Annotated in this window: 11 protein-coding genes; 8 read left to right on the forward strand and 3 right to left on the reverse strand. The window is 37.1% G+C overall.

The genetic code is table 11. The features are described from left to right. Nucleotides 1-384: YwbE family protein (locus AC0NJG_RS14475; protein WP_474063175.1), on the forward strand; the 384-nt coding region annotated here is incomplete at its 5' end. 262 nt (nt 385-646) lie between these two features. Here AC0NJG_RS14475 and AC0NJG_RS14480 read toward each other — a convergent pair. Beyond that, on the reverse strand, nt 647-1,249 hold the full coding sequence (locus tag AC0NJG_RS14480) for a hypothetical protein (protein WP_087996080.1): 603 nt from the start codon (nt 1,247-1,249) through the stop codon (nt 647-649). Between the two features lie 288 nt (nt 1,250-1,537). Here AC0NJG_RS14480 and AC0NJG_RS14485 point away from each other — a divergent pair, with 288 nt between their 5' ends. From AC0NJG_RS14485 to AC0NJG_RS14510, 6 genes are all read left to right on the forward strand, one after another. Beyond that, a complete protein-coding gene (locus tag AC0NJG_RS14485; protein ID WP_088327768.1) occupies nt 1,538-3,016 on the forward strand; it encodes a DHA2 family efflux MFS transporter permease subunit in 1,479 nt (492 codons plus the stop codon). 632 nt (nt 3,017-3,648) lie between these two features. Continuing rightward, a complete protein-coding gene (gene cypD, locus AC0NJG_RS14490; protein ID WP_088327769.1) occupies nt 3,649-6,846 on the forward strand; it encodes a bifunctional P-450/NADPH--P450 reductase in 3,198 nt (1,065 codons plus the stop codon). A gap of 279 nt (nt 6,847-7,125) precedes the next feature. Continuing rightward, nucleotides 7,126-7,545, forward strand: a complete 420-nt coding sequence (locus AC0NJG_RS14495) for a MarR family winged helix-turn-helix transcriptional regulator (protein WP_001048550.1) — start codon at nt 7,126-7,128, stop codon at nt 7,543-7,545. Between the two features lie 222 nt (nt 7,546-7,767). Next, nucleotides 7,768-8,118 carry a DoxX family protein gene (locus tag AC0NJG_RS14500; protein ID WP_087953729.1) on the forward strand — a complete coding sequence of 117 codons (351 nt, stop codon included), beginning with the start codon at nt 7,768-7,770 and terminating at the stop codon, nt 8,116-8,118. 180 nt (nt 8,119-8,298) lie between these two features. Next, nucleotides 8,299-8,604 carry a monooxygenase gene (locus AC0NJG_RS14505; protein ID WP_087953161.1) on the forward strand — a complete coding sequence of 102 codons (306 nt, stop codon included), beginning with the start codon at nt 8,299-8,301 and terminating at the stop codon, nt 8,602-8,604. An 892-nt stretch (nt 8,605-9,496) separates the two neighbouring features. Next, complete coding sequence (locus AC0NJG_RS14510; protein ID WP_474063176.1) at nt 9,497-11,572, forward strand: serine hydrolase domain-containing protein; 2,076 nt, start codon at nt 9,497-9,499, stop codon at nt 11,570-11,572. A 153-nt stretch (nt 11,573-11,725) separates the two neighbouring features. Here the strand turns inward: AC0NJG_RS14510 and AC0NJG_RS14515 are convergent, their stop codons facing one another. Next, a complete protein-coding gene (locus AC0NJG_RS14515; protein WP_129075286.1) occupies nt 11,726-12,040 on the reverse strand; it encodes a hypothetical protein in 315 nt (104 codons plus the stop codon). A 69-nt stretch (nt 12,041-12,109) separates the two neighbouring features. After that, nucleotides 12,110-12,502, reverse strand: coding sequence for a VOC family protein (locus tag AC0NJG_RS14520; RefSeq protein ID WP_087953164.1), 393 nt, complete (start codon nt 12,500-12,502; stop codon nt 12,110-12,112). Nucleotides 12,503-12,613: 111 nt separating this feature from the next. Between AC0NJG_RS14520 and AC0NJG_RS14525 the strand changes: the two genes are divergently transcribed. Next, complete coding sequence (locus AC0NJG_RS14525) at nt 12,614-14,923, forward strand: AAA domain-containing protein (RefSeq protein ID WP_140421266.1); 2,310 nt, start codon at nt 12,614-12,616, stop codon at nt 14,921-14,923. The last annotated feature ends 28 nt before the right edge of the window (nt 14,924-14,951 follow it).

Below are 14,951 nucleotides of genomic sequence, written 5' to 3' on the forward strand. Positions count from 1 at the left end.
AAACAAGAAGAGCAACAAAAAGCAGAAGAAAAACGTAAACAAGAAGAGCAACAAAGAGCAGAAGAAGAGAAGCGTAAGCAAGAAGAGCAACAAAGAGTAGCTGAAGAAAAACGCAAGCAAGAAGAGAAGAAGGCTCAGCAACAGCAGTCTATACAACAAGAGAGAACACAAAAACAAGAAAAACCAACACAAGCAACAGGTGGGAAACCAACAAGATCACAAATTTCAGTTGGTTCACATGTAGTTATTCAATTGGATAATGACTATAGTAAAACTGTAAGTGGTGTTGTGAAAGACATTTTGACACATAGTGAAACACATACGTACGGAATTAAAGTTCGCTTACAAGATGGACAAATTGGCCGTGTTCAAAGTGTTAAATAATGAAAAAGAGATTTGACTTCTTTATCAAATAAATAAAAGTTAAAAACCCGGTTCTTTCGTAAAAGAACCGGGTTTTTACGTGCGGAATTTGCGTTTTGTTGGTGCTACCACACCTCTATCAAGTATAGATGTTTTTATAATTTGAAAGACGAGGAAATGAACGTGGAGGGAGTATTGGAAGCATGTTTGAGAAGATTAAATGAATAGAAAAGGAAATGTTTTTTAATTCTGGGTTATGGACCTATCCTCTCGCTCTAATTAACTAAAAGAAGAACTTTCCCATACCCATTAGACTACTAAGCATTCCAATTCCATTCATGGTGTTTTTTCCTACTGTAAGTAAGTTTCCGAGCATTCCTGGCTGACCATAACTTCCGTTATTCCCCCATCCCATGGGACTTACCTGCCCTCCCCATCCTGGAGAGTTTCCGAAAACACCCCAGTTATTGGTACCGAAGTTAAAAGCTTTAGCTGGCGGCGATAGTAAAGCGGCAAGATGACCTTGTGCGAACATCCCTGCATGATTGAATGGTTGGGCCCAGGGGATGGGAGGTTTTTGATAATTAAAACTTGCATTGCCTGGTAATGGAGTCCAATTAGCAGGATGTCCTTGAGGCATCAACCCTGCATAATGGATTGGCTGCCCCCAAGAGAAGGAAGGGGGCTCGGGATTGAAACCTGTATAATTGGTTGGTGAATCCCAACCATATGGATAGACTCGATAACTCCAATACTCAGGAACCTTCAGACCATTTATTCCCTCAGCTTTCGTTATTTGGGGTTGTGAATATAATGATGACATGGAAATTTGGTTATTATATTGTTCCTCTTCTCCCTTTGAATTCAAATACCAATATTGGTGCATAAGCTTATTCCCCTCACTTTAAAAATGTAATGTTAGACTTAGCCTATGTGATATTCCTTTTTATGGATGGTTACATAACTAGATTTCCAAGCCTGTATTTAAATGTTTATTAAGGTGTAATTAATAAAAAAGATTTTAAAATGTTATGTTGAGAAAGTAGAATTGCTAAAAAGAGAATATCCATTCGAAGAGTTTGGCAAAATACTGCAAGGGTAATATATTCTCGTGCAAATATGCAAACGAGTTAAATAAATCAATGGAATTGATAATGAAGGGGCAAATAAATATATGAGTGAAACGTTACATAAAAGAAAACCACCATATGTAATGCTTGTAATCCTTTTTATTGGTGCATTTGTGTCATTTCTAAATAACTCGCTTTTAAATGTAGCCTTGCCATCAATAATGAAGGATTTAGACATTAAAGATTATTCAACGATCCAGTGGCTTTCTACAGGGTATATGCTTGTAAGTGGCATATTAATTCCGGCATCAGCATTTTTAATAACCCGCTTCTCCAATAGGAGTTTATTTATTACATCTATGGTGATTTTTATTCTTGGTACGGCCTTAGCGGCTTTAGCGCCGAACTTTAGTCTATTACTTACTGGCCGGATGATTCAAGCGGCAGGTTCTTCAGTCATGGGGCCTTTGTTAATGAATATTATGCTAGTAAGCTTTCCAAGAGAAAAAAGGGGAACGGCAATGGGGATTTTTGGATTAGTTATGATTACAGCTCCTGCAATTGGACCGACACTATCAGGTTATATTGTAGAGTATTATGATTGGCGTTTGCTGTTTGAAATGATTTTACCGTTAGCAATCATTAGCTTACTGTTAGGGATTTGGAAATCAGAGAATGTCATGAGACAAAACAAAAATGCAAAACTTGATTATCTCTCATTACTATTATCTTCTGTCGGTTTTGGCGGTTTATTATATGGGTTCAGTTCTGCAAGCTCCGATGGTTGGACGAATAAAGTTGTTGTAACAACCTTAACCATAGGCGCTATTGCCCTAATTGCTTTCATTATCCGTCAATTAAAAATGAATGAACCGTTATTAGATTTACGTGTTTATAAGTACCCCATGTTTGCGCTTGCATCTGTAATTGCAATTGTCAATGCAGTGGCCATGTTTTCGGGTATGATTTTGACACCAGCTTATGTACAAAACGTCCGCGGTATTTCACCGCTGAGCTCTGGGCTAATGATGCTTCCAGGTGCGGTAATAATGGGGGTTATGTCACCAATTACAGGTAAACTATTTGATAAATATGGCCCTCGGATTCTTGGGATAGTAGGACTTTCCATTACAGCTGTTTCAACTTATATGCTGGCAAACCTGCAAATCGACTCTAGTCACACACATATTATTCTTATTTACACACTGCGGATGTTTGGGATGGCAATGGTGATGATGCCACTTATGACCAATGGCCTTAATCAATTGCCAACTCGTTTAAATCCGCACGGTACAGCTGTTAATAATACAGCTCAACAAGTGTCCGGTTCAATTGGTACTGCTATTCTTGTTACGATTATGAATTCTGTAACAAAAACAAAAGCTGAAAGTTTAATGGCCCATGTAGATCCAACAACCTTCACAGAAGCTACGAAGGCAATGTTAACGCAGAAGGCTTTATTATCCGGAATTCAGCATTCATTCTATGTAGCACTTGGCATGAATGTTGTTGCGCTACTATTAGTTTTTTTCGTTAAACGTGTAGATACAAGCCCGGAAGCTGTTGAGAGGTTAAATCGGTAGAGTGAAATAAAACTCTTGATAATGATTCCTACAAGTTTTTTGCTGCTAAGAAACTGATAATTAAAACGGAAAAAGAACTGAAAGAAACAATGAAATAATTATATATAGCAAAAAGGATTTGATATTCATATCAGATCCTTTTTCATTCGTAACAGAGTATACTTGCTTATCGTATTTGTTTGAATTGACATTAGAAACTACTCGTTTTCCAAATACTACAATCTTTAGCTCTCAACTTCTCATAAACATTATAATAATACGCTTTATTTTAATGTAGTATTTTTTCTGGAAGTTAGAAATCTAATAGCAACAAACAACTTAGATTACCAACCTTATAAGTAATATCATAATCGTGAATAGTTAGGGAAAAGATAAAATAAGGTAATCAATTACATATCTTTATCCCAGGCGATTCATTGCTATCTTCTTTTTATTGAATGGGATATTTTATCCCGCTATTTGCCGGGCAGTAAGACCCCACCTCAAAATTCAGCGGAAGCAAAGAAGTTAGGTGGGGAATCAACTGCCCGTAAAAGTCCGATTGGTGAGGGCTGATAATCCGTGGGGGATGAACAAAACCCCACGGATTAAAGTTTCACTTTATTTCATGCTTTTTTGAAAGGGTGTTTTTAATGGATAAAAAAGTATCTGCCATTCCGCAGCCGAAAACATACGGACCGCTGGGGAATCTCCCATTAATCGATAAAGATAAACCGACCTTATCTTTTATCAAGATAGCGGAAGAGTATGGTCCTATTTTTCAAATTCAAACTTTAAGTGATACGATCATTGTCGTTTCTGGACATGAACTGGTAGCAGAAGTCTGTGATGAAACACGGTTCGATAAAAGTATAGATGGTGCTTTAGCAAAGGTTCGTGCCTTTGCTGGAGACGGATTATTTACAAGCGAGACTCACGAGCCTAACTGGAAAAAAGCTCATAATATTTTGATGCCTACATTCAGCCAAAGAGCAATGAAAGATTACCATGCTATGATGGTCGATATTGCCGTGCAACTCGTTCAAAAATGGGCAAGACTGAATCCGAATGAAAATGTAGATGTCCCAGGGGATATGACTCGCCTTACATTAGATACAATTGGTCTATGTGGTTTTAATTATCGATTTAATAGCTTTTATCGTGAGACCCCTCATCCTTTTATTACTAGTATGACCCGTGCTCTAGATGAGGCGATGCACCAATTACAGAGGCTGGATATAGAAGATAAACTCATGTGGAGAACGAAACGTCAATTTCAGCATGATATCCAATCTATGTTTTCTTTAGTAGATAATATTATTGCAGAACGTAAAAGTAGTGGAAATCAGGAAGAAAATGATTTACTTTCCCGTATGTTACATGTGAAGGATCCGGAAACGGGTGAAAAATTAGATGATGAAAATATTCGTTTTCAAATTATCACTTTTTTAATAGCTGGGCATGAAACAACAAGTGGATTGTTGTCTTTTGCAATCTATTTTTTATTAAAGAATCCAGATAAATTGAAAAAAGCCTATGAAGAAGTAGACCGGGTTTTGACAGATCCTACTCCAACATACCAACAAGTTATGAAACTTAAGTATATACGGATGATTTTAAATGAATCGTTACGTCTATGGCCTACTGCTCCGGCATTCAGTCTCTATGCAAAAGAAGATACAGTGATTGGTGGGAAATATCCAATTAAAAAAGGAGAAAATCGTATTTCTGTCCTTATTCCACAACTACATAGGGATAAAGATGCGTGGGGAGACAATGTGGAAGAATTCCAACCTGAACGATTTGAAGAGCTGGATAAGGTTCCTCACCATGCTTATAAGCCATTTGGAAATGGCCAGAGAGCATGTATCGGTATGCAGTTTGCACTTCATGAAGCCACACTCGTAATGGGAATGCTTCTTCAACATTTTGAATTCATCGATTATGAAGACTATAAGCTGGACGTAAAACAAACATTAACGCTAAAGCCTGGTGATTTTAAAATTAAGATTGTACCTCGAAATCAAACTATTAGCCATACTACTGTTCTTGCGCCTACAGAGGAGAAACTGAAAAACCATGAAACCAAGCAGCAAGTTCAGAAGACTCCTTCCATTATTGGAGCCGATAATCTTTCGCTGCTTGTTCTGTATGGATCGGATACAGGGGTAGCAGAAGGTATTGCAAGAGAACTAGCAGATACAGCTAGTTTAGAAGGTGTTCAAACGGAAGTGGCAGCTCTTAACGACCGAATTGGAGGTCTGCCAAAAGAAGGGGCGGTTCTTATTGTAACTTCTTCTTATAATGGAAAGCCGCCAAGTAATGCAGGGCAGTTTGTGCAATGGTTGGAGGAATTAAAACCGAATGAGCTAAAAGGTGTTCAATACGCAGTTTTTGGTTGTGGAGATCATAATTGGGCTAGTACCTATCAGCGAATTCCAAGATATATTGATGAGCAAATGGCCCAAAAAGGAGCAACAAGATTCTCTAAACGTGGAGAAGCGGATGCAAGCGGTGATTTTGAGGAACAACTCGAGCAATGGAAACAAAGTATGTGGTCTGATGCGATGAAGGCATTTGGATTGGAACTTAACAAAAATATGGAAAAAGAGCGCAGTACTTTGAGTCTGCAATTTGTCAGCCGTCTTGGAGGATCTCCTCTTGCGCGAACATATGAAGCAATTTATGCATCTATACTAGAAAATCGTGAACTTCAATCATCTAGCAGTGAAAGAAGCACACGACATATTGAAATATCCTTGCCAGAAGGAGCTACGTATCAAGAAGGAGACCACCTTGGGGTGCTGCCAATTAATAGTGAGAAAAATGTCAACCGAATTTTAAAACGCTTTGGATTAAACGGGAAGGATCAAGTCATACTGAGTGCAAGTGGACGAAGTGTAAATCACATACCTTTAGACAGTCCTGTTCGTTTATATGACCTTCTTAGTTATAGTGTTGAAGTGCAAGAAGCAGCTACTCGAGCACAAATACGAGAAATGGTGGCATTCACAGCATGCCCTCCTCATAAAAAGGAATTGGAATCATTACTGGAAGACGGAGTTTATCATGAACAAATATTAAAGAAACGTATTTCAATGTTAGATCTTCTTGAAAAGTATGAGGCTTGTGAAATCCGATTTGAACGCTTTTTAGAACTTCTTCCGGCGCTCAAACCGCGTTACTATTCTATTTCAAGTTCTCCACTTGTTGCACAGGATCGTCTGAGCATTACGGTTGGTGTTGTAAATGCGCCTGCATGGAGTGGGGAAGGGACATATGAAGGAGTCGCTTCTAATTATTTAGCTCAGCGTCATAATAAAGATGAGATTATCTGTTTCATTCGAACGCCACAATCAAACTTTCAATTACCTGAAAATCCAGAAACACCAATTATTATGGTTGGGCCAGGTACTGGAATTGCACCATTCCGTGGATTCCTGCAAGCGCGTCGCGTTCAAAAGCAAAAAGGTATGAACTTAGGACAAGCACATCTATACTTTGGTTGTCGTCATCCTGAAAAGGATTATCTCTATCGTACAGAACTAGAAAATGATGAAAGAGATGGACTAATCTCTTTACACACAGCTTTTTCTCGCTTAGAAGGACATCCTAAAACATATGTACAACATGTAATAAAAGAAGATAGAATCCATTTAATTTCGTTATTAGATAATGGAGCTCATCTTTATATATGTGGTGATGGAAGTAAAATGGCTCCTGACGTAGAAGATACCCTTTGTCAAGCCTATCAAGAAATTCATGAAGTCAGTGAACAAGAAGCAAGGAATTGGTTGGATCGTCTGCAAGATGAAGGGCGATATGGAAAAGATGTTTGGGCTGGTATATGAATGTTTCTTAATTAGATAACTAATATGTAACGAATGAACTTCTTTCGAATAAGTGAATAACTCATTTATAAAAATCCCGTATTTTCATGGAATACGGGATTTTCTTATTTTTAATAAGCTCAGCTGATACTGTAGAAAAATAGATGATTTATTTGACAATTAAAATGACCTGCTATAATATACATGCCATAGCATGTAATTAATAAAATGAATACATTCACTGTGAATAATTGACTGGTATGCTATACTCTTTTATATATTAATTTATAGAGGTGATATATGAACTTACATGATTTAATAGGCTATCTTGTTCATCGTACTGATGTGAAAATGACGAATTATTTTACGAAGAAATTAAAGCCTTTCGGAGTTACGCCAGAGCAGTGGGGAATTATTAGTGTTCTTTGTAGCCAAAGAGCCACTACTCAAAAAGAGTTAGCAGAAGCGATTGATAAAGATCAAACTACTGTCGTAAGAATGATACAGTCAATGGAGAGAAAAGGGATTGTAAAGAAGGCTTTGAATGATCAAGATAGGCGTTCACACAACCTGTTTTTAACTGAAAAAGGTGACGAGTTAAAGAAAACGATCTTGCCTGTCGTGACAGACGCTCACCATTTCGTGACGAGTAATTTGAGCGAGGAAGAGATTAAAGTATTACAATCATTATTAAACAAATTGTATGATACACGCTATTAATACTTGTTCCTTATTGATGCTACGCTATTCATAAGGAACAAACTTTGTTTTATGTATTATATATGCTATAGCATATATTGTTGGTTGTTTCGAGGGATGGGGGAGATAGCTTTATTTTGTATGATATTTGATTCAGGTTCATTTTTTTACCTAGTACCAGTCAAATTTTCGTATCATATATGCTATAGCATATAAATTTATCAAATAAATAAGAAAGATGTGATTGCTATTTTAATATTAATCAATGTAGTAAAAGTTGTATTGTTTCTGTTCTTTTTAATGACAGGAACGAAAATTATATCTGGGAAAATGGCAGATGAGTTTAAACGATTTGGTTTACCTTCGTTTTTTAATTTCTTAACCGGAGCTTTTGAGATTGTAGGAGCAATTGGAATGTTGATAGGAATTTGGATTCCAACAGTAGCTTTATTAGCAGGATTGTTGTTAGGCGGTACGATGCTTGCAGCTGCATTAACTCTTATCGTATTAGCGAGAGATCCCTTTAAGAAAGCGATACCTGCACTTGTTTTGTTTGTCCTTAGTTTAGGGATAAGTTGTTATCATATTTTTTAAACATAATCTAAAGCCGTTAAACTATATGCGTACAAGTTGCTATCATTTTGTAATTATTTTATAAAAGGGGTTGTGAAAATGCAGGTGAAATTTTAAATGAGTGCAGGAATAATAGAAGCACTCATTTAAGATATTATCTGCATTCGAATTGAAAAATATTGAAAATAGGAGTGAGCGAAGATGGCATATTTATTACAAGTTGATTTTCCGTTTGAAGGTCCTTTTGGTGAAGAAATGGAAAAAGCATTTTTTGATTTAGCAAAAAGTATTAACGAAGAAGAAGGGTTCCATTGGAAAATATGGACAGAGAATGAAGAAACGAAAGAAGCTGGAGGCATCTATGTATTTGAAGAAAAACAAGATGCTGAAACATACGCTGAAATGCACAAGAACAGACTTGAAGCAGCTGGTGTTAAAGATATTAGAGTAAGAATTTTTAACATTAATGAAAAGTTAACGGAACTGAATCGTGGGTATATTAAATAATTCCGACAGTCGGAGCAAGCTTAAAAAGGAGGGGATAATCCCCTTCTTTTTTACTCTTAAATTGATGGTGAGGGGACTCACACAAAAAAATCCTTCGCAAAATTTGCGAGAGAAAAGGAGAGATAAAGGTATTTTAACCTTATTTCTCTTTTTCTATATTCATTTATTTTCAGGTAAGGAGTTGATTAGTTATTACTATCTTATAAGAACGTGAAGAAGTGTTGATGCCGGCTAGAACTGTTGTAAAGGTTGAAGGGGGAATCCAAGGAAATAGCAGAGATGCGCATGTTGATTTGGCGCAGGGGTATTAATCCATCTTCTATGAAATTGTGGGATTATATAATCATTTATTATCCTGGAGATTTTAAAATAAAACCTACCTAATTATAGAAGTGATTTGAACGTAAGGAAATTGTAAGAAATGGATAAGAAAAAAGAAATTTTTATTGTATAGGATACAAATATAGAGAAGCGTAAAAGAGGGAGGGTAAATAGGATACATTTATACGAAAAACAAACTAGTAATAAGAGAATTCTATTGGTGGCAATTACTGAAAGAACAGCAACTAAAATAAATACTCACTACAGTTCCTGTAGGAAAGGGAGGAATCAATGGATAGGGTCTAGGAATCTATGAAATTAAACTTCTTAACGTTGTCTCGATATGGGGACATACAGGTGTTATTCCATGATTTGATACTTTTGCTGGAGGGGCATATGTTGAAGGCAATTTGAACAGTATGGGTAGAGGCGAGAATACTGGTCTTTTTAAAAGTGTTTTACTTGTTGAATTTAGACAGTAGGGATAAAGCTAGAATAGTAGTTTATGTGATGTTTGTAATTGAACAAATAAAAGATGAAATTGATTATTTATCTAAGGAGGCATTTTTTTATGGAAAATAAATTATCTGGGGTGTTAGCCGCTACCTTAGCTCTAACGATGAGCCTACCAACAGGAGCGATAGCGTCTTCTAGCAGTAAGACTCCGGTTGTATCTAGCCAAGAAGTTGCTAGCAAAGATTTGGAGAAGATTGCTGCAGAGAATGCTGCACTGCTCACGAAGTCCTATGAGACGACTAGCGTACAGTATGCGCTGATTGATAATGGTAAACTTATTTTGTCAGGACAGACAGGTAAGAACGACATAGAAGGGAAAGAACCACTAACCAAAGATACTCTATACGGAATTGGTTCAACCAGTAAAGTATATACGGCTGCTGCTGTTATGAAACTAGTAGACGAAGGAAAAGTTGATTTGGATGCTCCTGTTGCCCGCTATATTCCTGATTTCAAAATGAAAGATAAACGATATAAGCGTATTACACCGCGTATGCTGTTGAATCACTCCTCGGGTTTGCAAGGTTCGACGTTCAATAATGCATTTTCATTTAAAGATAATGATGCTTATGCCCATGATATCTTGTTGCAACAATTGTCCAACCAAAACTTGAAGGCAGACCCTGGTGAGTTCTCAGTATACTGTAATGACGGTTTTACACTGGCTGAGATCTTGGTAGAAAGAGTCAGTGGTATGAGTTTCACTAAATTTCTACATCAAAAGTTTACAGAGCCATTAGAACTGAATCATACGATAACATCGCAAGACAAATGGGAAGACGAAAAGCGGGCTGGACTGTATTCTCCGACATACCAGGGACAGCTTCCAAGTGAAATGGTGAATGTGATTGGTACGGGAGGAATCTCTTCTACTGCAGAAGATGTGGTGCGATTCTCACAAATATTTATGGGACAGGGAAAAGAAATTCTCTCTAATAAAGCGGTCAAGGCGATGGAACAAGAAGAATATAAAAAAGGAATGTGGCCGGGAGATAGCGGAAATATGTTCAACTATGGTCTTGGCTGGGATAGTGTGAAACTATACCCATTCAGTGAATATGGGATAAAAGCGTTGACTAAGGGTGGGGATACGATACTGCAACATGCTACATTGGTCGTGCTTCCGGAACAGAAGATGGCAGCAGCTGTATTGTCCTCCGGCGGCACCAGCATGACAAATCAACTGTTAGCAAACAAATTACTGCTAGCCAGGCTTAAAGAGAAAGGGACAATTAAGGATATAAAACCAGATAAATCCTTCGGCAAACCAGTCAAGGCTAAAGTACCTCAAGACGTGGTAAAAAAAGCGGGTTTTTATGGAAATAGCCGCAGCCATTTCAAAATAGAAATTACGAATAAGGGAGAACTATTTTTACCAACTAAACCGGAAGAAAAATATGTATATACGGCGGATGGCAGCTTTATAAATGAGATGGGTACCTCCAAGCTTAACTTTGTCACTGAGAAGAATGGAAAAGTTTATTTGAAAGAGAGCACATATGAATTATCGCCAGGATTGGGGCAAAATGTGCTGACTCACTATTTAGCCCAGAAATTAGAAAACAATGTGTTACCGAAGAAAACAGCTGCTACATGGGCGAAGCGTGAGGGTGGCAAGTTCTACCTCGTTAACGAAAAATTTAATTCTATGAACTATCTAGGACAACTAATGCCTCTTAACACACAAATTACAATCAAGGATGGGTATTGGGACGGCAAAAAAATTACAGGTCCGAATACGGCGACTCATCAAATTCAGATCCCTGTGATGAATGGGAGAGATACAAAGGAAGCCCATTTTTATACAGAGGATGGCACGGAATATATAGAGATGGCCAGCTTTTTATACGTCAGTGAATCTAATGTAAAATCCCTTGATACAGGTCAATTATCGAAAGTTACACTGCAAAAAAATGGGCATGCGAAATGGTTTACGATTCCGCAAGAGGCAGCAGGGAAAACGATGACTGTGGAGTTGCCATCAGGAAGTTCATTCGCGGTGTATGATGCGAATGGAGTATGCGTCAATTTTACTGTTGTTAGTGACAATAACAAAGTGAAACTACCAGAGAAAGGAAACGTTGTATTTGCTGGTGCACCGAATTCCGAATTTACAGTCGCATTGAACTAGCTACAACTCGGGTTAGACTTCAATAAAACAGTACGACATGGAAAAGAGACTTTATTTGTATCTTAAGTATTCCCTTAAATGATATTACACTTAAACTCTTAGCTTGATAGCAATGTGGCGCTACCCATTAAAAAAGAAATAGGAGTGGATATCCTATTTCTTTTTATTAATATAATAAAATGTAATAACTAAATCCAAAGTAATGATAATAATTAGAAGTAACAAGTGTATAAGCGCATCAGTTTTCCAGTTTAGTAAAGATTTGATAAAGAAATCCCACTCTGTTTCATGATCTACCCAATTTCGTTGCAGTCCTAACACCATTCCATTTATGAAATAGACAATGCTTAATAGAATCCTTCCAACAAATAAAGCAGCTACTTTTATATTCCACTTCTTTATCAATATTATATAAAGAAGTGGAAATAGTATAAGTACCCAAAAAACGATAATAAAAACTGTATTCATCAGTTTCTACTCCTTATGTGGATCATAAAGTTATGATCCCGTTAATTGTGGACTGACTAAAGCTTCGTTTTATCTCTCCGTCTCAAAAAACTCAATCCACTCTCCATCAGGACCAGCAAAGAATATGTAACGTGTTCCATCTGGTAATGTTTCAATTTCTTCTCCTAGTAAAAAGGTTACTTTATGTTTTTTTATTCTTTCGATTTCATCTTCTAATGAATCCACTTTAAAGCAAATGTGATGTACTTTTCCTTCTGCTGGAAGAGAAGAGTTGTAGCCTTCAATGAGTTCCAGTATCGTTTCCTTTGATTCTTCCACACCTAAAAAAGCGAGTTTTAAGTCTGGATTCGGGTGATCCATACGTTTAATGAGCTGTAAGCCGACTACTTCTTCATAAAATGAAATAGATGTTTCTAAGTTTGTAACCATAAGTCCGACGTGTTCGATTCTTCTAACTGGCATGTAGATTCCTTCTTTCTGAAAATTATATACAATATATTATTGAAAATTAAGAAAATAAGCAAGATAAAAACCTTACAAATTTTAGCGTGTTATATGGTATAGTGAGAAAGTATGTTTGGGGAGAAGGAAGGAGATTATACGATGAATACACCTACTCAAACTCCTTCATTATCAGAAACGATGAAAGAGTGGCATTATGCATTAGCGTATGAAATTAAACATTGGAAAACGATAGGTGGTAGTAAAATTTCTATCATGAATGGTCGTTTTTTATATACAGATTATGAAAGTACAGTATACGTATTTCAGCTTATTTCGGAAGTAAGCTTACCTGAAGGTTCACCAATTCGAATTGAGTTCGATGGTGAGGAAGCGACAGGAGAAGTATTATCTGTACATGGATTAGAAATAGAACTGAAATTAAATGATTATATACAAGGTGAAATAAGAGAAGCGGTTTTATACAGTGAACCGTGGCAATTGTTAGAGCAACTGCAAGAGCGATTGAAAGAAGCACGTAAAGATAAGCTAAAACGTAATCGTATAAAGCGTCTTGTTGATGGGACGAGCAGTCCGAAACATATGGAGAAGATGAAAAATCCGAAAAATGAATTGGCGTATCGCGCGTTTTATAATCCGACAACGTACGTATGGGGACCACCTGGAACAGGGAAGTCTTACAATTTATCACGTATTATTTCAGCTCATTATCAAAAAGGGAAATCGGTACTTGTGTTAGCCCATAGTAATGCGGCAGTGGACGTATTAATGAGTGAAGTAACGAAACAAATTGAAAAGAAAAAGAAATGGACACCTGGTGAAATTGTTCGTTACGGTTATAGTCAACATGAACATATACGAAATCATGAAACGTTACTTGCGTCGAAGTTAGTTGAAACGACGAACGGATCTTGGGGAGAAGAGAGACTCTATTTAGAAGAGACACGACAAGATCTTCGTGAAAAGATTTTATCGTATAAAGCAACATCTGCTGATAAGAAGCGTATACAAGAGATTGAAAGTGATCTTCGAAAGCAAAAAGCGAAAATTAAAGAAGTAGAAAAAGAATACATTGAAAATGCGAAAGTAATCGGCGCAACTTTATCGAAATGTGCCATTGATTCACTTATTTATGAGCGTACATTTGATTTAGTTGTCGTAGATGAAGTAAGTATGGCATATGTTCCGCAAATTGCATTAGCTGCTTCACTTGGAAAACGCATCGTCGTATGTGGTGATTTTTTACAGTTACCTCCAATTGCGATGGCGAATCATGAACTCGTTCGAAAATGGCTTGGGGAAGATATGTTCTACCATGCCGGGATTGTTGAGTCTGTCAATAAATCAGAAGCACATCCAAACCTGTTTATGTTGCAGGAACAAAGACGTATGCATGCGGATATATCTAAGTTTACAAACTCATTTATTTATAAAAATAGAGTTTATGACCATCCGTCTGTTTCAGAACGTAAAGAACTTGCGCAATTGCAACCTTTCGCAAATGAGGCGAGCGTTTTATTTGATACGAGTCTAATGGGTGCATTTTCGTTAAAAGACGCTGCTTCAGGATCTCGTTTTAACATTATGTCTGGTTTAGTAGCGATGCAAATGATGTTAATCGGATTGTTAGACGGTGTGCAATCAATTGGTATTGTGACACCTTACAGAGCGCAGTCACGATTCTTATCAACGTGTATTAGAGAAATGTTACAGAGAACGAAATATCAAAACATACCTGTTTTAGCGGCAACGGTTCATAAGTTCCAAGGTTCAGAAAGAGATATGATGATTTTTGATACAGTGGATAGTTATCCGCAAGAACGACCTGGCGTGTTATTCTTTGACCATAAAAACCATCGTCTCGTCAATGTAGCAGTGACAAGAGCGAGAGGGAAGTTCATTCAATTATCAGATTGCCATTATATGCGTAAAAATCTTTCAAGAAAACAAGCGTTGTCACAATTAACAGCTCATATAGAACGTCACGGAGATGTGTATGATCGTACGACATCAAGACAATTGTGGGAACGAAAAATTTCGAAACGTTTACGCTGGTTTATGGAAATAAATCTTGAAGAACCGAAAGGGCTATTGAAAGATATTTTAGCTGCAAAACGAAAAATTATTATTTCACTTCCAAGTACGAAGCAAGTGGATAAGCGAGTATGGCAAGCATTAATGCGTACAAATGCGCAAATAACAGTGTATAGTGATGGACCAGTTCAACTGAAAAATGTAAAGTTACAAAGGCAAAATAAAGCATTCCCGTTTATCGTAATCGATGATGAAATCTTTTGGGCAGGCGCACCACTCACATCTCAAATGATGTTTGAAGGTAGTACGGAATTCCCGTACGTATGTGCGAGACTGCAAGCACCTGAGACAATTGGTGTATTAAAAGGATTTTTAGATATCCGGTAAATTCGGATAGGAATTCCTTGACTTTTAT

It is taken from the genome of Bacillus sp. SSR7 (genome assembly GCF_055902415.1).